This window comes from Streptomyces oceani, from assembly GCF_001751245.1.
GTDB classification, from domain to species: Bacteria; Actinomycetota; Actinomycetes; order Streptomycetales; family Streptomycetaceae; genus Streptomyces; species Streptomyces oceani.
Genome location: NZ_LJGU01000125.1, coordinates 1 through 24,867 on the forward strand (window position 1 = coordinate 1; position 24,867 = coordinate 24,867).

Sequence of the window (24,867 nt, forward strand, 5' to 3'; positions counted from 1 at the left end):
CCGGCCCGACCGGCCGTGGCCCGGGGGGTGGCGGCGGCGCGGGGCGTACGGGCGACGCACGCCCCGAGAACCACTCGCGCTCGGCGAGCTGACCGTACGGTCTCCGCCCTTCGACCGTCCGGCGGCCCCGGAGGCTTTCCGAACGTCAACGCGGTTCCGCCCCGCCCCACCCGTCAGAGGGTCTCGCTGAGCGAGTCCGCCAGACGGCGCCGGGTGATCCGCACCGCCGGCAGCAGCGAGGCCGCCAGCGCGCCCGACACCGCCGCGCCACCCAACGCGACCAGCGCCCAGCCGGAGGGGAGTTGCGCGATGCCGGCACCGATCCCGCTCACCGCGCCCTGGGTGTCGATCAGCCAGCTACTCAGCAGCAGTCCACCCCCGATTCCCGTGAGTACCGCCGCGAGCGTGATGAAGCCGGTGGAGGCCACGATCACGCCGCTGATCTGTCGTGGCGTCAGCCCGATGGCCCGCAGAGCCAGCAGGTCCCGGCCTCGGTCGCGCACGCAGACCCCGATGATGGTGAGCAGTTCCGTGAGGCCGACGAGGGCGAACACCGCCACCAGGCCAACCAGTCCCGGCCTGGCCGGCAGGAGTTCCTCCGCCGGGTTGCGTACCTCCGCGATCTCCAGGTCCTGGTCCACCCGCGCGCCCAGTTCCGCGCTGACCTCCCGCGGGTCGCTGTCCGGTCGCAGCACCAGCAGCGAGTAGCCCGCCCGCAGGTCGGGATCGCGTTCCCGCAGGGTGTCCAGCGAGGTGGAGATGACCCGACCGCTCTCGGTCGGTTCGAGACTCCGGCCCACGATGTGCAACACCTGTGGTCGGCCACCGACGGTCATGCGCACCCAGTCGCCCACCTCGGCCCGCAACAACCGCAGCAGTCCCGCTCCGGCCACCGCCTCGTCCGGCCCGCGTGGGGCACGTCCCTCCGCCATCGCGAAGGGGTACGGCTGCCGCTCGGTGCCCAGCCCGCGAAGCGTGATGGTGCCGGTCTGGCCCGGCACCAGCGCGTCCGTCTCGGCCGCCGGAAGCACGGCGCGTACGTCCGGATGCCCGGCCAGCAACCGCCGGGTCCGGTCCCCGTCCGCTTCGCCGTACGGTGTCCCGCGCGCCGTCAGCGCGGCGGGCAACCCGACCTCCTCGGGCTGTTCACGGAACCGCTCCGTGGTCGACCAGACGCTCAGCACGAGCGTGATCAGCACCAGCGGCACCGCGAGCCGGCCGATCGCCGTCAACGCCCGCGCCCGGTGCGGAAAGGCGCCGCGCCAGCCGAGCAACAGCGGCGAGGAGTACGCCGACCCGAGCACCCCGCGGGTCAGGCGGGTCATGGGACGTGCCACCGGCAGGGCGGCACGCGCCACCGGCACGGCTGGTGCGCGGCCGGCGCGCCAGGCCGCCAGCCCGGTGGCCACGGCGATGACCAGCAGGGCGACCGTCGGCAGTCCCAACAGCAGGGCCGCGTGACCGGGCAGTTCCGGCCACACCGCCACCGCGGCACCGACCCGTCCCGGCAGGTACGGCCCGAACAGCACCGTGCCCGAGGTGCCCATCGCCACCGCGAGCAGCGCCATCGACAGATGCTGGAGTACGAAGGTCGCGATCACCTGGGCGGGGGTGAATCCGATCGCCTTGAGCAGCGAGATGTCCCGGAGTTGGCCTCGGACGCGCGTGCTGATGGCGCCGGAGGCCACGAGTGCCCCGGCCAGCAGTGCCCCCGCCCCGAACACCCCGAAGAGCAGCCCGAGCAGCCGGTAGCCGCCCTCCGCGTCCGCGCGGGCCTCCTCCCACTTGGTCACTCCGGTGACCTGGTCGGCGCCCAGTTCGGTGACCGCCCGCTGCACCAGGAAGTCGGTGTCCGCCGGGTCGGACAGCCGCAGCCCGATGGTCTGGCCCGGTTGCCGCCGCTGCTCCGAGGCGGCGTCCGCGCCCGCCTGGTCCGAGGCGTCGGAGCGGGCGGCCGACGCCCGTTCCGACTCCGACGGCCCTCCCGACGCGTTTGCCGCGCTGCCTCCCGACCCGTCCGCCGGGGCTCGTACGGCGGCCGCCGCGTCGGTGCCGGCCAGCACCCAGCCGACTCCCGGTTGTTCGCCCGGCCGGTAGTGCGGCTCAGCGGTCTCCGCGACGCCGAGCACCACGAGTTCGCGTGCCCCGGGCGTCCCCTCCGGCAGTCGCAGCCGGTCACCCGGCCGTACGTACAGCGCCTCCGCGACCGACTTGTCCAGCACGACGCCAGCCGGCTGGTCCGGGTCAAGCCACCGTCCCCCCGTCAGCCGCGGCCTGCTCACCTCGGGCTTCTCCGAGGCCGCGGCACGTATCTCGACGGCCGCCCGGACACCTCGGGACTCCGCGGTCGTACGGACACTGCGAAACGGCCCGGAGACCTCGGCGACGCCCTCCAACTGGGCGAGTTGGGCCGTGTCAGCGCTCGGGCTGGTACTGAGCCAGACATGCGCGCCCCGGGTCTCGGTGAAGATCCGTTCCCAGGGGTTGGTGGCGGAGCTGAAGAGAGCCGCGGCCAGCAGCAGCGAGGCGATGATCCCCGCCGTGCCGAGCACGCTGAACAACGCCTGTCCCCGGTTCGTACGCAGGTCGGCGTGGGTGTGCCGGAGCAGCGCGCGGACGCTCACGAGCCGAGGTCCAGCACGCCGGAGACCCCGAGGCGGGCCGCGGGGAGGGCGGCGTCCAGCTCGGTGTCGTCGGCCACCCGCCCGTCGAAGAAGCTGATCACCCGGTCCGCCGCGCTGGCCATCCGGGCGTCGTGCGTCACCAGCACGATGGTCTGGCCCTTGCGGTGGAACGCGGACAGCAGCCGCACCACCTCCCGGGTCCCCTTGCTGTCCAGGCTGCCGGCGGGCTCGTCGGCGAGCAACAGCCCGGGGGTGTTCACCAACGCGCGGGCGAGCGCGACACGCTGTTGCTCACCGCCGGACAACTCCCCGGGCGTGGCACGCTCCTTGCCCGTCATGCCCAGCTCGTCCAGCAGGTCGACGCGCGCGGCGCGGGCGGCCCGCGGCGTGCTGCCGGCCAGCAGGGCGGGGAGTTCGATGTTGTCCGCCACGGTCAGGTTCGACACCAGGTTGAAGAACTGGAAGACCACGCCGATCTCGGTGCGCCGCAGCCCCGCCCAGCCGGATTCGCTGACGCCGTCCATGCAGCGGCCGTTGATCCGGATGCTGCCGCCGTCCGGCCGTTGCAGTCCGCCGAGCAGGTGCAGCAGCGTGGACTTCCCCGCGCCGGACGGGCCGGTGACGGCGAGGAACTCGCCGGGTGCCACGCGCAGGTCGACGCCTCGCACGGCGTGCGCCGGTGCGCCCTCGCCGTGGTGGGTCTTGACCAGCCCCTGGGCGCGTACGACCGGCTCGGAGTGCGCGGTGCCGGCGCAGCCGTCCGCGCTGGCGGACTCGTCGGAACCAGCCTCGCTGACCGGTTCAGCCTCCGCCCGGGGCGCTCCGGGCGCCGTCAGGGCGCCTGTCACCGCCCGCGCCGTCGTACGGGCCCGCGCGCGCAGGGTCGTACGGGCCGCCGCCGGGCCCGTGGGGGCGGCTGGTTGCCCGGCGTCCGCGGAGGAACCGGCGTCCGCCGAAGGCACCGAGGGATCAGCATCCGCGCCATCCGCCGGACGCGCGGGCGAAACCGGAGGTTCGTCACGAGTCATCGAGTTCCTCCTGGCATCGTTCCAACCAGTCGAGATCCGCCTGCAGATGCAGGATGGCGCCCTCGACCAGCAGCTGCGCGATCCGGTTATCGCTGTCGGACGTACTGATTCGGGACAGGCCCCGCATGGTGTTGAGGTACTGCCGACGCTGCTTGTTGATCAGTTCCGCTCGGTCGGCCATGTCGGTCCTGGTGGCCAGTGCGAGCTTCATGAAGAACTCGTCCCGGACCCTCGGTTCGACGGTGGTGTCCTCGAACCAACCGAGCACCGCCTCCCGGCCGGCGTCGGTGAGCCGGTAACTGCGCTTGTTGGGCCGACCCTCCTGCTCGACGTCCTCGCCGAGGATCAGGCCCGACTTCTCCAGCCGTCCCAGGGTGATGTAGATCTGGCCGATGTTCGGCTGAGGGTACGCCGCGCCCAGCAGGCTCTCAAGATGCTGCTTCAGCTCGTAGCCATGGGCCGGCCCCTGTGTGAGGAGAGCCAGCAGCGGCAGACGCAAGCGCGCTCTCCTCCTCACGGTTCGCAGCTGCGTCCCCTCACCCTTCGGCTTGGGGAGACCCCAGCGCCGGAACGCCCGCGGGGGTGGGCGGACGGCGCGGGCCCGCCCGGTTGACGGGCGGACGTCACCGACCGCGTCCCTCGCGGGCGGACGACGTCACTTCGGACTCACGCGTCTAGTATCCCGGATACCTAACGGGTATATATGAGTCCCGAACGGCAGGCAAGGAATCCGGTGGTGACGCGCGAGGAGGCGCCAATGCGGTGGATTCGCGCCGCCTGCCGGAGCCTGCTGATCACCACCGTACTGCTGACCGGATACGCCGGCCACGCCCCACAGCCGGGCGCCACCGCGGAGCGTGGGCCGCTGACCCTGGTGACGGCGGGCGACCTGACGAACTACCTGGGCCCCTTGCTGGCGGACTGGAACCGCCAGCACCCCGGCGAACGCGTCACGTTGCTCGAGCTACCGGACTCCGCCGACGAGACCCGGGCGCAGATGATCACCGAACTGCGCGCGGACAGCTCCCGCTTCGACATCCTGAACATCGACGTGGCCTGGACCTCCGAGTTCGCCGCGGCCGGCTGGATATCGCCGCTGGACGCCGACCGCTTCCCGATGGACAGTTTCCTCTCGCCGGTGGTGGACACCGCCACCTTCGACGACCGGCTCTACGCCGTGCCGTACGTCACCAACGCCGGGCTGCTCTACTACCGCGCGGACGTCCTCGCGAAGGAGGGTGAACGCCCGCCGCGCACCTGGGACGAGCTGCGGCGGCAGGCGCGCACCATAGCGCCGAAGTACGACATGGCGGGATACGCCGGCCAGTTCCTCGCCTACGAGGGCCTGACCTCCAATGTCACCGAAGCCGTGTTCTCGGCCGAGGGCACCCTGCTGGCGGACGAGGGCGCGCGGGTGACCGTGGGCCGGCAGACCCGAGCCGGGCTGGCGTTCCTCGCCGAGGGCGTACGGGACGGTTGGATTCCGCGTGCGGCGCTGCGCTACAAGGAGGAGGAGTCCAGGAAGGCGTTCCAGCGCGGCGAGCTGCTGTTCATGCGCAACTGGCCGTACGTGCACTCACTGGCGAGCGCCGAGGGCTCCGAGGTCGCGGGCAAGTTCGGGGCCGTACGGCTGCCCGGCCGCACCGGCCCCGGCACCAGCGTGCTAGGCGGCTCCAACCTGGCGGTCAACAGCCAGTCCCCGCACCGGGAGTCCGCCGCCGACCTCATCGCCTACCTGGCCAGCGAGCGGGTGCAGCGCCGGGTGCTGACCGAGGGCGGCCTGCCCCCGGTGCGCTCGGACCTCTACACCGACCGGGAACTCGTACGGGAGCATCCGTACCTGCCGGTGCTGCACAGCAGCCTGAAGAGCGCGAAGCCGCGCACGAAGAGCCCACGGTACGACCAGGTGACGCTCGCCGTGCAGGCCGTCAGCGCCGATGTCCTGGCGGGGCGACAGAGCGCCGAGGACGGCACCGCGCGACTCAGACGGGAGCTGCGGAGCATCGCTCGGGAAGGCTGACCGCCTCCGCTCGAGCCGGCCGGCCAACGCCCGTACGTCCGCGGCTCCGTGACGCCCCGCGCGGGTCCGTGCGCGGGCCGTAGGCGGCACCAAGTGGGGGCGCGCCCGACGAACTAGGGAATCCCCGGTGCTCATCCGTGCGCCCGCGTTGACACCTGAAGCGCGCACATACATAACATGTATGTAGAAGCTCGCGGCTGCTCCGAAGTCGCCCCCGTACCACTCCAACGAACAGGTCAGCGAACGATGTTGACATCCCCTTCCGCCAACGGCGCGCGAGACGACCACACCGACGGCTGGTGGCGTGACGCGGTGATCTATCAGGTGTACGTCCGCAGCTTCCTGGACAGCACCGGTGACGGAATAGGCGATCTCGCCGGCGTCCGAGCGGGGTTGCCCTATCTGAGGAAGCTCGGTGTGGACGGCGTCTGGCTCAGCCCGTTCTACCCGTCACCCCAGCACGACCACGGGTACGACGTGGCGGACTACCTCAACGTCGACCCGGTCTACGGCGACCTCGCGGAGTTCGACCGGCTGGTCACGGACGCCCGCCGGCTGGGCATGAAACTGCTGTTGGACATCGTGCCGAACCACTGCTCGAGCGAGCACCCGTGGTTCCAGGAGGCGTTGCGCTCGGCGCCCGGCAGCGCGGCCCGCGAGCGCTTCCACTTCGCCACCGGGCGGGGCCCGGACGGCGCCGAGCCGCCGAACAACTGGCGGGCCATGTTCGGCGGTTCCGCCTGGAGCCGGGTCACCGAGCCGGACGGCGCGCCGGGACAGTGGTACCTGCACATGTTCACACCCGAGCAACCGGACCTCAACTGGCGGAATCCGGCGGTCGCGGCGGACTTCGACGAGGTCCTCCGGTTCTGGCTGGACCGGGGCATCGACGGCTTCCGGATCGACGTCGCCGCGGGACTCTTCAAGCACCCCGAACTCCCTGACTCCCCCGACCCGCACGCCGACGAGCGCTCCCGCGACTCCGTCAACCCGCTCGCCTGGAACCAACCCGAGGTGCACGAGGTCTGGCGCCGCTGGCGCGCCGTGTGCGAGGAGTACACCGCGCGGGACGGCCACGACCGGCTGCTGGTCGGCGAGGTCTCGGTGCCCAGCGCCCAGGAGCACGCCCAGTACATCCGGCCGGACGAGCTGCACCAGGCGTTCTTCTTCGACCTGTTGAGCGCGCCCTGGGACGCCGACGCCTTCCGGAAGTCCATCGACGAGGCCATCCGGGACATCGCGGGCACCGGCTCGACCACCACGTGGGTGCTGAACAACCACGACCAGGTCCGCTCGGTCACGCGGTACGCGGGCGAGCCGGGCCTGGAGAGCAGCGGGCTGGGCTCCGACCGGGCGCGGGCGGCGGCGCTCCTGATGCTCGCGCTGCCCGGTGCCGCGTACGTCTACCAGGGCGAGGAGCTGGGGCTGCCCGAGGTGATGGACCTGCCGGACGAGTTGCTGACCGACCCGATCTTCCGGCGTACCGGCAGCCGCAGCCGGGTGCGGGACGGCTGCCGGGTGCCGCTGCCGTGGTCCGGTCACGCCTCGCCGTTCGGCTTCACCTCCGAGGCGGAGGGCGTACGGCCGTGGCTGCCGCAGCCCGAGTGGTTCGCGGAGCACGCGACGGACCGGGCGGTGGCCGACCCCCGCTCCTTCTGGCACCTCTACCGGGAGGCCCTGCAGTTGCGCCGTGCCCTCCCACAGCTCGGCACCGGCACGCTGCGCTGGTTGGAGACCTCCCCGGAGGTGCTCGCGTTCATCCGGGACGACGGCCTCGTGTGCGCGGTGAACTTCGGCACCGCGCCCGTCGAGGCGCCGGTCACCGGCACCCTGCTGCTGGCCAGCGGGCCGTACTCCGAGAGCGGGGCCGAGAGCGGAGCCGGGACGGTGACCGGGCGCACGCTGCCCGGGTCCACCGCGGCCTGGTGGCTCACGGAGCGTGGCGACTGACCGACTCATCCGGGGCGTCTCGCCCCTCCCCGTATCTACCCCGAGAGGACGACAGTTGACTGACATAGCCGGGAGAGACCCGGAAAGACGGGCCCGTGTGGGCCCCGGGAGGCCCAGGCGCCCCCGTCGACACGCCACTCGGGGAGCCACCGCGCTGGTCGCGGTCCTCGCCCTGGCCAGCACGGCCGCCTGTGGCGAGGGCCCGACCGGGGCGCCGGGCACGGCCAGCCAGCAGGAGACCGTGCGACTGCCGGACCTGGACGGGGAGAAGTTGCAGGTCGCGGCCGTCTGGACGGGCGCGGAGCAGGAGAACTTCCGTAAGGTGCTGGACGAGTTCGAGGAACGCACCGGTGCCGAGGTCGAGTTCGTACCCACCGGGGACAACGTCGCCACCTTCATCGGCTCCAAGATCGAGGGGGGCGCGCCGCCGGACGTGGCGATGCTGCCGCAGGTCGGCGTGCTGCACCAGTTCGCCGAGAAGGGATGGCTCAAGCCCCTCGGAGCGAAGGCCAGGAAGCAGCTGGGCGAGAACTTCGCCACCGGCTGGCAGGAGCTGGGCGCGCACGAGGGCACGCAGTACGGCGTCTACTTCAAGGCCGCCAACAAGTCGCTGATGTGGTACAACACCGCGGCGTTCGAGGCGGCCGGCGTCGGTGAGGCCAAGACCTGGGACAGGTTCCTGAAGAACGCGCAGATCATCTCGGACTCCGGGGTCGAGCCCGTCTCCGTCGGTGGCGCGGACGGCTGGACGCTGACGGACTGGTTCGAGAACATCTACCTCTCCCAGGCCGGCCCTCAGATGTACGACAAGCTGGCGGCCCACGAGATCAAGTGGACCCATCCCTCGGTCAAGGAGGCCCTCACCACCCTCGGGGAACTCTTCGGCAACAAGCTGCTGTTGTCCGGCGGCAACCGGGGAGCGCTGGCCACGGCCTTCCCGGAGTCCGTCACCAAGACCTTCGCCGACACCGAGGCGCCGGAGGCCGCCATCGTGTTCGAGGGCGACTTCGTCGGCATCAACATCGGTAACGACACGAACGCGCAGATCGGCGAGGACGCCCAGGTCTTCCCCTTCCCCCGGGTCGGCGAGCGGGCACCGGTGGTCACCGGCGGAGACGCCGCCGTGGCACTGCGGGGCGGCAAGGCGCCGCAGGCACTGCTGACCTTCCTCGCCTCGACCGACGCCGCGGGGATCGCGGCCGAGCAGGGCGGGTTCATCTCCCCCAACAAGAAGATGAACCGCGACTTCTACCCCGGCGACGTGCAGCGCGAGATCGCCACCGCGCTCGTCAAGGCGGGGAACGACTTCCGGTTCGACATGTCCGACCAGGCGCCCGCCGCCTTCGGCGGCACCAAGGGCCAAGGCGAGTGGAAGGCGCTGCAGGACTTCCTGAAGAACCCGGACGATGTCGCTGGAGCCCAGCAGGCCCTCGAGTCGTCCGCCGCCAAGGCGTTCGAGAACTGAGGGCGGGGGCTGAATCGACATGTCATACGGATCAGGCGCTGACAGCCCGGAACTGTCCGCCTCCAAGCTTCCCGGCCCGCGGGGCGCCAAGGGCGGTGCCGCCGGCAAGGGTTCGGACACCCCCGGGCGTACGGGCGACGCCCCGGGACGTACGGGCGGCAGCCCCGGCGGCGGTCGGGCACGGAAGGGCAGCAGCGGCGGCGGGGGCTCGGCCATGAGCGTCCGGCCGTGGATCGCGGCGGGCTTCCTGGTGCCCGCGATCGTGCTGCTGGGGACGCTCGTCGTCTACCCCATCGGCTACTCGCTGTACCGCAGCTTCTTCGACGCCGCCGGCACCGGTTTCGTCGGCCTGGAGAACTACGTCCAGGTCTTCTCCGGGGACGGATTCACCGCGGTGAAGAACACGCTCGTCTGGGTGATCGTGGGGCCCTCGGTGGCCACCGCGTTCGGCCTGCTCTTCGCCGTCCTCACCGAACGGGTGCGCTGGGGCACGGCGTTCAAGATGGTCGTCTTCATGCCCATGGCCATCTCCATGCTGGCCGCGGGCATCATCTTCGGGCTGGTCTACCAGCAGGACGCGGAACGCGGCGTGGCCAACGCCGCCTGGGTGACCGTGCACGACACCTTCGCCGAGTCCTCCCCCTGGCCGGGGGCTCGGCCACGCCCGGACAGCGGGCTGGCGGAGTCCGGCGGCGGCTCGTACACCACCGAGAGCGCCGTGGACCGCGAGGGCGGAGCGACGGACCTGCCGCTGGTCGGCGTGCCGCCGCAGGAGCTCGCGGACGCCGAGCCCGCGAAGAAGCCCACCGCGCGGGACCGGGCCGGCGACGAGGTCGTGGGCACCGTGTGGCTGGACTTCACCCGGGGCGGCGGCGGCGAGTCCGGCGCGATCGACCAGCGCGAGAAGGCGCTGTCCGGGATCACCGTGGAGGCCGTACGCGGCGGGGAGGTGGTGGCGTCCGCCGAGACCGGCGACGACGGTACGTACAGCCTGCCGGCCGAGGCCGAGGGCGCGAAGCTGCGACTGCCCGCCTCGAACTTCGCGGAGCCCTACGGCGGCGTGAACTGGCTGGGCTCCACGCTGGTGACGCCCAGCATCATCGCCAGCTACATCTGGATGTGGGCGGGCTTCGCGATGGTGCTCATCGCGGCGGGCCTGGCCGGCATACCCCGGGAACTGCTGGAGGCCGCGCGGGTCGACGGCGCCTCCGAGTGGCAGGTCTTCCGCAAGGTGACCGTCCCGCTGCTGGCTCCCGTGCTGGGCGTGGTCGTCGTCACGCTGATGATCAACGTCCTGAAGATCTTCGACCTCGTCTACATCATCGCGCCCAGCGCGACCCAGTCGGACGCGAACGTACTCGCCCTGGAGCTGTATCTCTCGTCCTTCGGCGGAGGCGGCAACCAGGGTTACGGCAGCGCCATCGCGGTGGTCCTGCTGCTGCTCGTCGTGCCGATGATGATCGTCAATATCCGCCGTCTGCGGAGGGAGAACCGCCGATGAGCACCTCATCCCCGCCCAGACCCGGAGCACCCCGCCCGTCGCTGGGCAGCCGGATAGCGGCCCTGACCGGCGGCACGGCGACCCGGCTCGTACTCGTACTGATCGCGCTGGTCTGGCTGCTGCCCACCGCCGGCCTGCTCGGCTCCTCGTTCCGTGACTCCGCCGACATCGCGGACAGCGGCTGGTGGAGCGTCCTGGGCGACCCGGGCCAGTTGACGTTCGGGAACTACGAGGCGCTGCTCTACAACGAGACCATCACCGACTCGTTGTTCGTCACCCTCATGATCACCATCCCGTCCACGGTGCTGGTGATCGTGGTGGCCTCGCTGGCGGGATACGCCTTCGCCTGCCTGGAGTTCCGGGGCCGCGACTGGTGGTTCCTGCTGGTCGTCGGGCTGCTCGTGGTGCCGGTGCAGGTGGCGCTGCTACCGGTGTCCAAGCTGTTCGACCTCGTGGGCCTGTTCGAAACCACCCCGGGGGTGGTGCTGTTCCACACCGCCTTCGGGCTGCCGTTCGCGATCTTCCTCCTGCGGAACTTCTTCGCGGAGATCCCCCGGGAGCTTCTGGAGGCCGCGCGGCTGGACGGTGCCGGGGAACTGCGGCTGTTCTTCCGGGTGGTCATGCCACTCGGCGGGCCGGCCATCGCCTCACTCGGCATCTTCCAGTTCCTGTGGGTGTGGAACGACATGCTGGTGTCCCTGATCTTCGCGGACGCCGGTTCGCCCCCGATCACGGTCGCGTTGCAGCAGCAGGTACGGCAGTTCGGCAACAGCATCGACGTCCTCGCCCCCGGCGCGTTCGTATCGATGATCATTCCGCTGGCGGTGTTCTTCCTCTTCCAGCGGCAGTTCGTGTCCGGCGTCATGGCGGGCGCGATCAAGTAGACCGCTGCGGGCGCGGCCCGGCGGACGCGCCCGCAGCTTCCCCCTCGCCGAGCGGTGCCGGCACGGAGAGTAACCTCACCCGGCCCGCGTGAGTTGAACCGGGCATGGACGAACCCGCATGCCCCGCCCCCGCGTCCCGCGTACCGGGCTCGCGGGTGCCCGGTACGCACGCCCGGCGCGCCAGGTCCCCGCGCGCGCCGGTGCCGAGCGCTCCGCACGCCCGCACCCCGCACATCCCGCGCTCGCACCGCACCCCGGGCACCCGTTGGTCCGGATACGGCGGCACGCTCTGCGCGGTGGCCGCCGGCACGGCCCTGGTCGGCGCCCAGGCGTACCAGTTGGGCCCGTGGCTCGCCGGCCGGTCCGCCGTCACCTTCGCGCACGTACGCGCCCTGGACGAGGGTGGTCTGTTCGGCGACGCCGTAACGGCACCGGCCACCGGTGGCACCGACGCCACCGGGACCGTCGGGGGCACAGCGCCCTCCGAGGGCGGCGGTACGGCGACGCTGTGGCTCACGCTGCTGGTCGGCGCCCGTCGGCTGGGCCTGTTCGACCAGGGCGGCACGCTGCTGGGAGTCTCCGACCTCGTCTGGCCGCCGAGGCTGCTGGCCCTGCTGTGCGTCGCCGGCGTGCTGACCGCGCTAGCGGGCACGGCAGGCGCACCGCGACGCCGTGGCGCCGTCTTCGTACCGCTGCTGGCCGCCGGCGCGCTCGCGGTCCAACCAGCCGCGGTGCGCTGGCTCTTCTCCGGTCAGCCCGGACCGTTGTACGCGCTGCTGGTCGCGCTGCTCGTACGGCTGCTGGTGACCGGCATCCGCCGAAACACCCTCCTGACCACCGGCCACGCCGTCGGCGCGGGTCTGCTGGCCGCCGCCGTCTGCGGGGCGCGGCCGGACGCCGTCGGCTTCCTCGCGGCGTATCCCCTGGTGCTGCTGCTCAGGCTGCCGCGCGGCACCCTTCCCGCGCTGAGCCGCGGGCTGGTCCGCTACGCGGTGTCCTGCGCGGTGCCCTGGGCCGCGCTGTTGTGCTGGCGGGGCGCGCTCCTCGGGCACCGACCGGCGCTCGTACCCGCCGGTGATCCCGGCCCCGCGGGCGCCGTCGTGGTGCCCCTGCTCGCCTCCGCGCTGCTGGCCCTGGCTCTGACCCGCGGCGGTCGGCCGCGCAAGCTGTGCGGCGCGTTGGGACGGTGTGCGGACCGGCCGGTCGTCCGCACGCTGGCGACCCTACTGACGCTCCTCGGCGTGGTGTTGGCGCCGCTGGTCGGACCGACGCAGCAGAACCGGCCCGGCCTGTGCTACGTCGCCGAGAGGTACGGCGCGATGTTCGAGGGGTACGCGCGTCACCTCGGCCTGGCACGAGCCGTGGTGGCCGTGGACGCTCCGGTCGGCGCGATGCCCGTCCACGAGGGCGGCGTACGGCTGCTGGACCTGCGATCCCCTGACCCGTGGGCGGCGGGCCCCTGGGTTTCGGACCCGTGGGTGTCGGACCGGGACGGTCGGGCCGGCGCGCCGGAGACGGTGGGGCGGCGAGCGGCGGCACGGGCGTACGTACTGGAGCGGACGCGCCCGGAGTTCGTGCACCTGCACGCGGACGGGACGGACCGGCTCGGGCTCACACCCGAGCGGCTGGCGGCGCACGGCTATCGGCCGCTGCTGCACGCCGAGCACGGCACCGACTACGTCCACCGCAGCGCCGTCACCTCCGTCGACGCGCTCTCCGACGTACGCGACTGGGCGCACGAGGCGGTGCGACGGCTGCGTGTCGGCGAGCACACGGGCGAGGTGTGCGCACACCGCGAGCACGGGTAGCAACAAGGAGTGACATTCCGTGCGGACCAGATCGTCTCGCTCTCGTTCGCCCTGCCCCCGCTCACCCGGATGGGGGTACCTGTGGTGACCAAAGCGGCGTCGCGCGGTTGACCTTGCAGCACCAGCAGCACCAGCAGTCGACGAACGAATGGTCGTGCACCGAATGAGCCCCCGCCTCAGCGTGGTTGTCCCTCTCAACGGTTCGAGCGCCCAACTACAGGAGTGTCTGCGCTCCCTGGCCGAGCAGACGCTGCGGGACCTGGAGGTCGTGCTGGTGGATTCGGGCGGGCCGGAGGGGGCGGAGCGGCGCGCGCTCGCCGAGAGGTTCGCGGCGGTCGACGGCCGGTTCCGGCTGGTACGGCACCCCCCGGGTGAGCCGGGGAACCCGGACAACCGGGCCGAGCCGGGGAGCGCGGGCGGCATGGTCGGCTCGGGTGGCGCGGGCGGCGCCGGGGACGCCCGGGCCGCCGGGCTGCGCGAGGTCGACCCGGGAAGCCGCTTCCTGGCCTTCTGTGACGGCGCCGACCGGCTTCCCCCCACGGCGTACGAACTCCTGACGGACAGTCTGACTGCCAGCGGCTCGGACCTGGCCTGCGGCGACCTGCTCCGGCTACGCCACACCGGGAGCACCAGCAGCACCAGCGGCACCAGCGGCACCGGCCGTCCGGCCTCGGACAGCGAACCGGCCGCCGCCGAACACGACCCGGCGGCCTGGACGTTGAGCGCCCACGGCCCGCTGAGGAAGGCCATGGACCAGCCTCGGCAGCGTACCCACATCACCCGGCACCCGGCCCTGGTCCAGGACCGCACCCTGCGGAACAAGGTCTTCCGGCACGCCTTCTGGACTCACCGGCAACTGCCCTGGCCGGCCCGAACACCCTCCCACGCGGGCCGGTTGGGCCCCGATACCGCGCTCGCGCTGCCGGCGCACTACCTCGCCGAGTCCGTGGACGTGTTGACCGAGCCCGTCTGCCACTGGCGGGAGCAGCCGTCCGCCCGTAGCACCGCCTCCCCCGTACGTACGGACCAGGCGGCGCTGCGGGCGGACGTGGCCGTCCTGGAAGAGGTGAGCCGGCGGCTCGCCGAGCACGCGGCCGAGGACGGCGGAGCGGCCGAGCGACACTACGCGGCCTTGGTGCTGGCCGGCGATCTGCTGGCCTATCTGAAGGCGCTGCCGGCGGCCGACGAGGAGTTCCGCGCCCTGTTCACGCGGCTCGCGGCCGGCTTCCTGACCCGCGTCGATCCCCGGGTGCTGGACGGGCTGCCGGTCGGGCGCAGGATGAAGTGGCAGCTGGTCCGCGAGCATCGCACCACCGACCTGCTGCACGCGCTGGCCTTCGAGCGGGAGAACCCTCGGGTCTTCGAGACCACCGGCCCGCGCGCGCGGCGGGCGGCGTACCTGCGCCCGGACGGCAGCGGGATCACCGTTCCGGACCGGGCCTCCCGTCCGCTGCGGGAGGACCTGCCGCTGCGGACGAAGCTGCACGCGGTGGACTGGCTCCCGGACGGCCGNGGGTTTCGGACCCGTGGGTGTCGGACCGGGACGGTCGGGCCGGCGCGCCGGAGACGGTGGGGCGGCGAGCGGCGGCACGGGCGTACGTACTGGAGCGGACGCGCCCGGAGTTCGTGCACCTGCACGCGGACGGGACGGACCGGCTCGGGCTCACACCCGAGCGGCTGGCGGCGCACGGCTATCGGCCGCTGCTGCACGCCGAGCACGGCACCGACTACGTCCACCGCAGCGCCGTCACCTCCGTCGACGCGCTCTCCGACGTACGCGACTGGGCGCACGAGGCGGTGCGACGGCTGCGTGTCGGCGAGCACACGGGCGAGGTGTGCGCACACCGCGAGCACGGGTAGCAACAAGGAGTGACATTCCGTGCGGACCAGATCGTCTCGCTCTCGTTCGCCCTGCCCCCGCTCACCCGGATGGGGGTACCTGTGGTGACCAAAGCGGCGTCGCGCGGTTGACCTTGCAGCACCAGCAGCACCAGCAGTCGACGAACGAATGGTCGTGCACCGAATGAGCCCCCGCCTCAGCGTGGTTGTCCCTCTCAACGGTTCGAGCGCCCAACTACAGGAGTGTCTGCGCTCCCTGGCCGAGCAGACGCTGCGGGACCTGGAGGTCGTGCTGGTGGATTCGGGCGGGCCGGAGGGGGCGGAGCGGCGCGCGCTCGCCGAGAGGTTCGCGGCGGTCGACGGCCGGTTCCGGCTGGTACGGCACCCCCCGGGTGAGCCGGGGAACCCGGACAACCGGGCCGAGCCGGGGAGCGCGGGCGGCATGGTCGGCTCGGGTGGCGCGGGCGGCGCCGGGGACGCCCGGGCCGCCGGGCTGCGCGAGGTCGACCCGGGAAGCCGCTTCCTGGCCTTCTGTGACGGCGCCGACCGGCTTCCCCCCACGGCGTACGAACTCCTGACGGACAGTCTGACTGCCAGCGGCTCGGACCTGGCCTGCGGCGACCTGCTCCGGCTACGCCACACCGGGAGCACCAGCAGCACCAGCGGCACCAGCGGCACCGGCCGTCCGGCCTCGGACAGCGAACCGGCCGCCGCCGAACACGACCCGGCGGCCTGGACGTTGAGCGCCCACGGCCCGCTGAGGAAGGCCATGGACCAGCCTCGGCAGCGTACCCACATCACCCGGCACCCGGCCCTGGTCCAGGACCGCACCCTGCGGAACAAGGTCTTCCGGCACGCCTTCTGGACTCACCGGCAACTGCCCTGGCCGGCCCGAACACCCTCCCACGCGGGCCGGTTGGGCCCCGATACCGCGCTCGCGCTGCCGGCGCACTACCTCGCCGAGTCCGTGGACGTGTTGACCGAGCCCGTCTGCCACTGGCGGGAGCAGCCGTCCGCCCGTAGCACCGCCTCCCCCGTACGTACGGACCAGGCGGCGCTGCGGGCGGACGTGGCCGTCCTGGAAGAGGTGAGCCGGCGGCTCGCCGAGCACGCGGCCGAGGACGGCGGAGCGGCCGAGCGACACTACGCGGCCTTGGTGCTGGCCGGCGATCTGCTGGCCTATCTGAAGGCGCTGCCGGCGGCCGACGAGGAGTTCCGCGCCCTGTTCACGCGGCTCGCGGCCGGCTTCCTGACCCGCGTCGATCCCCGGGTGCTGGACGGGCTGCCGGTCGGGCGCAGGATGAAGTGGCAGCTGGTCCGCGAGCATCGCACCACCGACCTGCTGCACGCGCTGGCCTTCGAGCGGGAGAACCCTCGGGTCTTCGAGACCACCGGCCCGCGCGCGCGGCGGGCGGCGTACCTGCGCCCGGACGGCAGCGGGATCACCGTTCCGGACCGGGCCTCCCGTCCGCTGCGGGAGGACCTGCCGCTGCGGACGAAGCTGCACGCGGTGGACTGGCTCCCGGACGGCCGGTTGCGGCTGCGCGGCCAGGCGTACGTCCGCTCGCTGGACGCCGGCGCGTACGGTCGCTCGACGAAGCTGGGCTGGCTGCGACGACGCGGCAGTCGGCTGCGGACGCCGGTCCGGGTGCGTACGGTGCCGGCCCCGGAGGCGACCCGGCACTCCAAGCAGTGGCTGCACTCGTACGACGCCGCCGGTTTCGAGATCGTCCTGGACCCGGCCAGGCTGCTCAGTGGACTCGGCCGAAGCCGCCGCACCGGCACCTGGACGCTGGGCCTGGGCGTGCTCACCGGCGGGGTGTTCCGACACGGGGGCGTGGCGGCCGGCACGGACGGTTCCGGCGCGCAGCCGGCCGCGCGGGAGACGGGCGACGGGCGACGTATCGTGCCCACCTTCCGGGACGGACTGTTCCGGATCGTCGTGGAGGAGATCCCGGCCCGGTTGGAGGGCCATCGCCTGGCTGACGGCGACCTGGAGTTGACCGGCAGCGTACGCGCGCGGTACGCGGCCCAGCGGCTACGACTGACGCATCAGCGCTCGGGCAGGGTGCTGGAGTACCCGCTGCGGCTGACGGAAGCGGCCGAGCGAAGCCCTGACGGGCGAGGACGGTTCGCCGCCCGCGTGCCGCTCAAGGATCTCGCGGAGGCGCGCACGGAGGCGAACGCGTCGAGGACGGACGCGTCGGGGGCGGACGCGTACGACGGCCCGGGCAGCAACGGCGACCCGGGTGGGGGCAGTGCCGGTGACCCCCAACGCGCCGAGGGCGAGGGGACACGGGACGAACGCCCGGACGACCCCGAGTCGGCACCCGCCGCCGAGCCACGAGCCCGGACCAGCGACGCGTGGCGAGCGTCCCTGGTGCTGACGGAGGACGCCACCTGCCGGATGCTGGCACCGCCGCACGCCGCTCCCGGGGACTACGCCCTGGGCGTCGACCCGCGCCTGGACGGCGCCTACCGCGAGCTGTGCCTCGTGCCGGACGCCGCCGGCCGACTGCTCCTCGCCGACCGTACGCCGCAGCCCGTGGTGCACTCCTGGCACTGGAGCCCGGACGGAGGGCTGACCCTCTCCGGCAGACGCACCCTGGGCCGACCCGGCGACCCGGAGCCTTCCGGGGAGTGGGAGCTGGTCTGGCGGCACAGTGGACACCAGGCCGAGGTGGTCGTCCCCGTCGAGCGGGACGGGCACCGCTTCACCGCCCGGCTGGCCCCCGAGACGGCCGCGCCCGGCGCGCTGCCGCTGCGCCAGGGACGCTGGGACCCGTACCTCCGTGCCCGCGGCGGGGACCGTACGGGCAACGCGCCGCTGCGCCTGCGGGCGGAGCTGCACGGCGAACTGCCGTCGGCGCACCAGGCGGCGCGCGAGTACGTCCTGGAACGGCGGAACCACGACCGGCTGTTCCTGCGGTCCGGATCGCTGCTGAGCGACTCGGAGCGCGGTGCGTACCGGCAGCACCGGCTGCGCACGGTGCGCTATCCAGCCGCCCGCGAGGCGCCGCCGTGGGACGTGGTGCTCTACAACAGCTTCGACGGGCGGCAGTACTCCGACTCACCGAGGGCGCTGCACGAGGAGTTGCTGCGCAGGGGGGCGGCGGTCCGGCATCTGTGGGCGGTACGGGACGGGCAGGCGCACGTGCCGCCGGAGGCCCGTCCCGTGGTGCTGGGGAGCAGCGAGTGGCACGAGGCGCTGGCCCGCAGCCGCTGGATCGTCGGCAACACCCACCTACCCCGCTGGTTCCGCCGCCGGGAGGACCAGCTCACCGTGCAGACCTGGCACGGCACCCCGCTGAAACGTATCGGGCTCGACCTGGCGGACTCCGCGTACGCCAACCAGGAGTACCTCGCCCAACTGCCCGCGCGCGCCGCGCAGTGGAGTCTGCTGCTCTCGCCGAACAGCTTCAGCACGCCGATCCTCCGCCGGGCCTTCGGCTACGCCGGCGAGATCCTCGAGTCCGGCTATCCGCGCAACGACCTGCTGTACGCCGCCGACCGGCACAAGCGTGCCCGTCAGGTGCGGGAGCGGCTGGACATCCCGACCGGCCACCGCGTCGTGCTGTACGCGCCCACCTGGCGGGACGACAACCGTTACGACCGTGCCAACGGCCGGTTCGACATGCGCCTGGACCCGGACGCCGCACGCGCCGCGCTCGGCACCGACCACGTGCTGCTCGTACGGAAGCACTACCGGGTCGCCGACGCCGTGCCGGGCGCCGGGCACGGCTTCGTACGGGACGTGTCCGCCTGGCCGGACATCGCGGAACTGCTGCTGATCGCGGACGTGTTGGTCACCGACTATTCCTCGCTGATGTTCGACTTCGCGCACACCGGGCGCCCGATGTTCTTCTTCACCTACGACCTCGACCGCTACCGGGACGTCCTCCGCGGCTTCTACTTCGACTTCGCGGAGCGCGCTCCGGGACCGTTGCTGAGCGACTCGGACGCGGTGATCGACGCGCTGCGCGACGTGGACACCGTCGCGGCGGCGTACGAGGGGCGGTACGCGCAGTTCCGGCAGGCGTTCTGCGACCTGGACGACGGGCGGGCGGCGGCGCGCGTGGCGGAACGGATGTTCGCCGAGGCCCCCGGCATCCTGCCGAGCGCCGCCGGCTCGGGCGCGGCTGGTCAGCCCCGCCACGCGGCCCCCGGCTCGGTCGCGGACCCGGCCGTGGCCCCGGCCCGTACGCGTACGGTGCCGGTAGCGGCGAGCGGGCGGGGTGGCGAGGGGATCCAAGCGACCAGCGAGACCCAAGCGGCCAGCGAGACCAACGGAACCGGCAGGACCGGTGAGGCGGACGCGGCGGACGAGACAGCCGAGGCAGCGGGAACCAGCGGGCCACCGCGCCCCGGCGACACCCCGGCTACCGGCCAGACCCGGGACACGGAGGTCTCCCGGCACGGCCCGACCGGCGGCTGACCGCGCGAAACCGCCACTCGGGAGGGGGTTCCCGGCGGAGCCATACGCCGAAGGGGCGGCCGGTGAGACCGGCCGCCCCTTCTCGACAGCGTCCCTCAGCGGTTCGAGCGCAGCAGCGTACGCATCGTGCGCATGGCGACCGAGAGGTTGGCCAGGTCGAAGGTGTCCGACTCCTGGATCTCGTCCAGCGTGGCACGCGCGCGCGCCAGGATCGCGGAGTGCTTCTCCTCCCACGCGGCGTACCGCTGCTCGGCCGTCGTGGCACCGGCCCCCGCCGCCAGCACGTCCGCGGTGAGCAGCTGGTGCACCGCGTACAGGTCCTCCCGGATGGCCGCGCGCGCGGTGGTCTGCCACCGGTCCGTGCGCGGCAACTCGCCGACCCGTTCCTGGAGCTGCGTGATCCCGAGCCGGTCCGCCAGGTCGTAGTAGACCGCGGCGACGTCCAGTAGCTCATGGCCGGTACGGCCGGCCACCGCGACCACGTCCAGGGCGGGGAAGGCGGCCGAGAAGCCCGCGACGCGCCGCGCCAGGCCGTCCGGGACGCCCTCACCCGCCAGCTGGTCCTGGATCTGCTCGTACCACTCCAGGTCGTCGCCCTTGAGCAGCTTGGGCAGCTCGGTCCAGACGGTCGCGACCCCGTCGCTGAACAGCTCGACGGTGTCGGCCAGCAGCAGCGGCTGCGGACGGTTGTTCAGCAGCCAGCGGGCTGCCCGCTCGACGAGACGCCGTGAGTGCAGCCGGATCTGGGTCTGCGTCTCCGCCGGGACCACGCTGTCGAGCGACTCCACCTCGTCCCAGATGGCGCCGAGCGCGAAGATCTCCCGGGCGGCGGTGTGCGCCCGTACGATCTCCTCGGTGGAGGCCCCGGTCTCCTCCTTCAGCCGGTGCAGGAACGTCGTACCGGCGGTGTTGACCGTGTCGTTGACCAGCAGGGTGGTGACGATCTCACGACGCAGCGCGTGCCGGTCGATCTCCTCCGGGAAGCGCTCGCGGAGCTGGCGCGGGAAGTAGGCGTACGCCAGCCGCTGGAGGTAGGGGTCGTCAGGGAGTTCGCCCTCGATCAGCTCCTCGGTCACGGTGATCTTGGTGTAGGCGAGCAGCACCGCCAGCTCCGGCTGGGTCAGGCCCAGGCCGTGCGTGATCCGACTCTGGATCTGCTTGTCGGTGGGCAGGAACTCCAGCGCCCGGTCCAGCTGGCCGTCCTTGCTCAGCCGGCGCATGTGGCGTTGGTTGGCCTGCAGCAGACTGTGCGCCTGCTGCACGGAGTTGCTGAGAGCGGCGTTCTGCGCGTAGTTGGTGCGCAGGACCAGCTCTCCGACCTCCTCGGTCATCTCCGCCAGCAGCGTGTTGCGCTGCTTGACCGTCATGTCGCCGTTGCCCACGACCGCGTTGAGCAGGATCTTGATGTTGACCTCGTGGTCGGAGGTGTCCACACCGGCGCTGTTGTCGATGGCGTCGGTGTTGATCAGTCCGCCCCGCAGGGCGTACTCGATCCGGCCCAGCTGTGTCAGCCCGAGGTTGCCGCCCTCGCCGACCACCCGGGACCGCAGGTCCTGACCGTCCACGCGAATCACGTCGTTGGCCTTGTCGCCCACGTCGGCGTGGGACTCCTCGGAGGACTTGACGTACGTCCCGATGCCGCCGTTCCAGAGCAGGTCCACCGGCGCGGTCAGGACCGCCTTCATCAGCTCCGCGGGGGTCATCTTGGTGACGCTGGCGGGGATGCCCAGCGCCTCCCGCACCTGTGGGGTGATCGGCACGGACTTGGCGCCGCGGGAGTGGACGCCACCGCCGGCGGAGATGAGCGAGGTGTCGTAGTCCGCCCAGGAGGAACGCGGCAGTTCGAACAGGCGGCGCCGCTCGGCGTACGAACTGGCCGCGTCCGGCGTCGGGTCGATGAAGATGTGCCGGTGGTCGAAGGCCGCGACCAGGCGGATGTGCTCCGAGAGCAGCATGCCGTTCCCGAAGACGTCTCCGGACATGTCCCCGACGCCGACGGCGGTGAAGTCCTGGGTCTGGGTGTCGTGTCCCAGCTCCCGGAAGTGCCGCCGGACCGACTCCCAGGCGCCTCGTGCGGTGATGCCCATGCCCTTGTGGTCGTAGCCCGCCGAGCCGCCGGAGGCGAAGGCGTCGCCAAGCCAGTAGCCGTAGGCCACGGCGACCTCGTTGGCGATGTCCGAGAAGGCGGCGGTGCCCTTGTCCGCGGCGACCACCAGGTAGGTGTCGTCGCCGTCGTGCCGCACGACGTGCTCTGGGTGCACGACCTCGCCGCCGACGAGGTTGTCGGTGATGTCGAGCAGGGCCGAGATGAACGTGCGGTAGCAGGCGATGCCCTCGGCCTGCCAGGCGTCCCGGTCGACGGCGGGATCGGGCAGCCGCTTGCCGACGAACCCGCCCTTGGCACCCACCGGCACGATGACGGTGTTCTTCACCTCCTGCGCCTTCACCAGGCCCAGGATCTCCGTACGGAAGTCCTCACGCCGGTCGGACCAGCGCAGGCCGCCGCGCGCGACCTTGCCGAAACGCAGGTGCACGCCTTCCACCCGGGGAGAGTAGACCCAGATCTCGTACGCCGGGCGCGGCGCCGGAAGGTCCGGGATGCGCTGCGGGTCCAGCTTCATGGAGACGTAACTGTGCGGCCGGCCCCTGCTGTCGGACTGGAAGTAGCTGGTACGGAGGGTGGCCTGGATGACGGTGAGGAAGGAGCGCAGGATCCGGTCGTCGTCCAGGCTGGCCACCTGGTCGAGGGCGCCCTGCAGCTCCTCCAGCAGACCGTCGGTCAACTCGTGTCCGGCACCGGCACGCTCCGGCGCCATCCGCGCCTCGAAGAGGCTGACCAGGAGACGGGTGGTGTGAACGTTCCGCCGAAGGGTGTCCTCGACGTAGTCCTGGCTGAACGTCGCGCCGGCCTGGCGCAGGTACTTGGCGTACGCCCGCAGCAGCATCGCCTGGCGCCAGGTCAGTCCGGCGGTGACGACCAGGGTGTTGAAGCCGTCGTTCTCCGCCTGGCCCGTCCACACGGCGGCGAAGGTGTCCTGGAAGCGGTCCCGCGCGTCGTCACCGAAGTCCTGCTGTGCGAGCGGCATGCGGAGGCCGAAGTCGTAGATCCATGCCTTCGTGCGGTCGGCGCAACGCAGTTCGTACGGCCGTTCGTCGACGACCTCGACGCCCAGCGCCTGGAGCACCGGGAGCACCGCGGAGAGCGAGACGGGCGCGCCGGTGCGGTAGATCTTGAACCGCCGCTCGCCGGGAGCGGCGCCCACTGGCTCGTACAGGCTGAGGGCGAAGTCCCCGTCGGTGTCCCCGACGCTGTCTCCGGGGTCGGTGTCCTGGGCGCCGAGCGACTGGAGGTACTGGAGGTCGGCGACGGCGGCGCGAGGCGAGAAGTCCGCCTTGTACCCCTCGGGGAAGGCGTTGGCGTAACGCTGCGCCAGATCGGCGGCCTGTTCCTCGCCACACTCGGCCACCAGGGCCTCGGTGAACCCGTCGGCCCAGGAACGGGCGGCCTCGGCGAGCCGGGACTCGATCCGTTCCTTCTCGCCGTCGGTGAGTTCGGGCAGGGCGCTACCCGGCGTGACCCGGATGACGAAGTGCAGCCGGGACAGGATCGACTCGGTGTTCCAGGCGGTGAAGTCGACGCTGGTACCGCCCAGTTCCTCGGTGAGGATGTCGATCAGGCGCAGCCGCACGGCGGTGGTGTAGCGGTCCCGGGGGAGGTAGACGAGGGCGGAGTAGTACCGGCCGTACTCCTCCTGACGGAGGTAGAGCCGGAGTTTCCGACGCTCCTGGAGGTACAGGACGGAGGTCACGATGTCGCGCAGCTGCTCGACCGACGTCTGGAACAGCTCGTCGCGCGGGTAGGTCTCCAGGATCTGCAGCAGGTCCCGGCCGTCGTGACTGTCCGGGGTGAAGCCGGCGGTGGCGAGCACCTCCGCCACCTTTCGGCGGATGACCGGCACCCGCCGCACCGACTCGGTGTAGGCCGAGGACGAGAAGAGCCCGAGGAACCGGCGCTCGCCGACCACGTTGCCCTTGGCGTCGAACTTCTTCACGCCGATGTAGTCGAGATAGGAGCGACGGTGCACCGTCGAGCGGCTGTTGGCCTTCGTCAGCACCAACTGGTGGTGCTCCCGCGCCTTCGCGCGGGCGTCGGCGGGCAGCCGGTTGAAGGAGGGCGACACCGGGTGGCCCTCACTGTCGCTGTGTCGCGGGTCGGCGCGCAGAACGCCCAGGCCGGTGCCCGGGACTGCGCTGAGCAGGAGTTCCTCCACCCCCTCCGGCGAAGGGTCCACCTCGAGTTCGTACTCGCGGTAGCCCAGGAAGGTGAAGTGGTCGTCAGCGAGCCAGCGCAGCAGCTCCCGGGCCTCCACGACCTCCTGGTCGCTCAGGTCGTCGGCGGTGGGCTCGTCGGCCAGTTCGTCGGCGATACGCAGGGCGGCGCCGCGCATCTTCTGCCAGTCCTCCACCGCCTCGCGTACGTCGGAAAGGACCCGCAACAGGTCGGAGTTGATCCGCTTCAGATCCTCCCGGTCGGTTTCCCGGTCGACCTCGACGTGGATCCAGGACTCGGTCACGGCGTCTTCCGGCCGGTCCTGCGCGGTGTCCGCGCCATGGCCGCGCATCCGGGTGTCCCGGCCGGTGTCCAGCACCTCCAGAAGGGCACCGGTCACGTCCCGACGGACCGTGATCTGCGGGTGGATGACGGCATGGATGCCGCGGTCTTGCCGGGAGAGTTCGTTGGTGACGGAGTCGACCAGGAACGGCATGTCGTCGGTGACGATCTCGATGACCGTGTGGGTGCAGGCCCAGCCGTTCTCGTCGACGGAGGGGGTGTAGACCCGGACGTTGGCGGTGCCCTGTGGTCGCTCCTGGGCCAGGCGATGATGGGCGAGCGCGGCGCCGAGAATGTCGACCGGATCGCGGTCACTCAGGTCCTCGGGGGCAGTGTGCAGGTAGTACCGGTGAAGGTAGGAGGCGAGCGCGTCGTCCTCGAGTCCCTTCGCGGGCTGCCCTCCCAGTGGGTTCTGCTCAGCTACCCGGACCGCTTCCGCGAGCCGCTCGGCTTTTGCTTCGTCCAGCTTGCTCTGCATTTCCTCTGACTCCTGTCGCGCGCCGTTGCGTGACGTCGGTGTGGCGTGGGCACAACATCGGAATGCGGGTTCTCCGCTCTGCCTCGACGTTATGCCAAGAGAGATGACCAGTGTCGGCCCGGGCGCTGTCGCACCGCGGGCGCGGGGCCGAGGCTGCGTCGCCTTCGACGGGTCTGGCACTGGTCACGAGGCTCAGGCTATCCCGCCGCCACGGGCCGCCGTC

General features: G+C 72.1%; 12 protein-coding genes. 8 read left to right on the top strand and 4 right to left on the bottom strand.

Features of this window, described 5'->3' with window-relative positions:
* Positions 1 to 173: 173 nt before the first annotated feature.
* The 3 genes from AN216_RS13250 to AN216_RS13260 form a co-directional block, all read right to left on the bottom strand.
* Positions 174 to 2,624, bottom strand: coding sequence for an ABC transporter permease (locus AN216_RS13250; RefSeq protein ID WP_070196879.1), 2,451 nt, complete (start codon positions 2,622 to 2,624; stop codon positions 174 to 176).
* Complete coding sequence (locus tag AN216_RS13255; RefSeq protein ID WP_070196897.1) at positions 2,621 to 3,334, bottom strand: ABC transporter ATP-binding protein; 714 nt, start codon at positions 3,332 to 3,334, stop codon at positions 2,621 to 2,623. Before AN216_RS13255 ends, AN216_RS13250 begins: the two co-directional genes overlap by 4 nt.
* 307 nt (positions 3,335 to 3,641) lie before the next feature.
* On the bottom strand, positions 3,642 to 4,151 hold the full coding sequence (locus AN216_RS13260; protein WP_070196880.1) for a PadR family transcriptional regulator: 510 nt from the start codon (positions 4,149 to 4,151) through the stop codon (positions 3,642 to 3,644).
* A 258-nt stretch (positions 4,152 to 4,409) separates the two neighbouring features.
* Between AN216_RS13260 and AN216_RS13265 the strand changes: the two genes are divergently transcribed.
* The 8 genes from AN216_RS13265 to AN216_RS28205 all read left to right on the top strand — a co-directional run bounded on the left by AN216_RS13265 (position 4,410) and on the right by AN216_RS28205 (position 19,554).
* Complete coding sequence (locus tag AN216_RS13265; protein ID WP_070196881.1) at positions 4,410 to 5,672, top strand: ABC transporter substrate-binding protein; 1,263 nt, start codon at positions 4,410 to 4,412, stop codon at positions 5,670 to 5,672.
* Positions 5,673 to 5,918: 246 nt separating this feature from the next.
* Positions 5,919 to 7,622, top strand: a complete 1,704-nt coding sequence (locus tag AN216_RS13270; RefSeq protein ID WP_070196882.1) for a glycoside hydrolase family 13 protein — start codon at positions 5,919 to 5,921, stop codon at positions 7,620 to 7,622.
* A 64-nt stretch (positions 7,623 to 7,686) separates the two neighbouring features.
* Positions 7,687 to 9,087 (top strand): ABC transporter substrate-binding protein, encoded by a 1,401-nt coding sequence (locus tag AN216_RS13275; RefSeq protein WP_107401981.1) that lies wholly within the window; start codon positions 7,687 to 7,689, stop codon positions 9,085 to 9,087.
* A 214-nt stretch (positions 9,088 to 9,301) separates the two neighbouring features.
* The gene (locus AN216_RS13280) at positions 9,302 to 10,588 is read left to right on the top strand and encodes an ABC transporter permease subunit (protein WP_070196898.1); all 1,287 of its coding nucleotides are present in this window, start codon (positions 9,302 to 9,304) and stop codon (positions 10,586 to 10,588) included.
* Positions 10,585 to 11,472: a carbohydrate ABC transporter permease gene (locus AN216_RS13285; RefSeq protein WP_070196884.1), complete on the top strand. Its 888-nt coding sequence runs from the start codon at positions 10,585 to 10,587 to the stop codon at positions 11,470 to 11,472. The genes AN216_RS13280 and AN216_RS13285 overlap by 4 nt, the downstream gene beginning before the upstream one ends.
* A 104-nt stretch (positions 11,473 to 11,576) precedes the next feature.
* The gene (locus AN216_RS13290) at positions 11,577 to 13,280 is read left to right on the top strand and encodes a hypothetical protein (RefSeq protein ID WP_139140916.1); all 1,704 of its coding nucleotides are present in this window, start codon (positions 11,577 to 11,579) and stop codon (positions 13,278 to 13,280) included.
* Positions 13,281 to 13,443: 163 nt separating this feature from the next.
* Complete coding sequence (locus tag AN216_RS13295) at positions 13,444 to 15,153, top strand: glycosyltransferase family 2 protein (RefSeq protein ID WP_070196886.1); 1,710 nt, start codon at positions 13,444 to 13,446, stop codon at positions 15,151 to 15,153.
* A 168-nt stretch (positions 15,154 to 15,321) separates the two neighbouring features.
* A complete protein-coding gene (locus AN216_RS28205; RefSeq protein ID WP_170843116.1) occupies positions 15,322 to 19,554 on the top strand; it encodes a bifunctional glycosyltransferase/CDP-glycerol:glycerophosphate glycerophosphotransferase in 4,233 nt (1,410 codons plus the stop codon).
* A 95-nt stretch (positions 19,555 to 19,649) separates the two neighbouring features.
* Here the strand turns inward: AN216_RS28205 and AN216_RS13305 are convergent, their stop codons facing one another.
* On the bottom strand, positions 19,650 to 24,644 hold the full coding sequence (locus AN216_RS13305; RefSeq protein ID WP_070196888.1) for an NAD-glutamate dehydrogenase: 4,995 nt from the start codon (positions 24,642 to 24,644) through the stop codon (positions 19,650 to 19,652).
* Positions 24,645 to 24,867 lie beyond the last annotated feature (223 nt).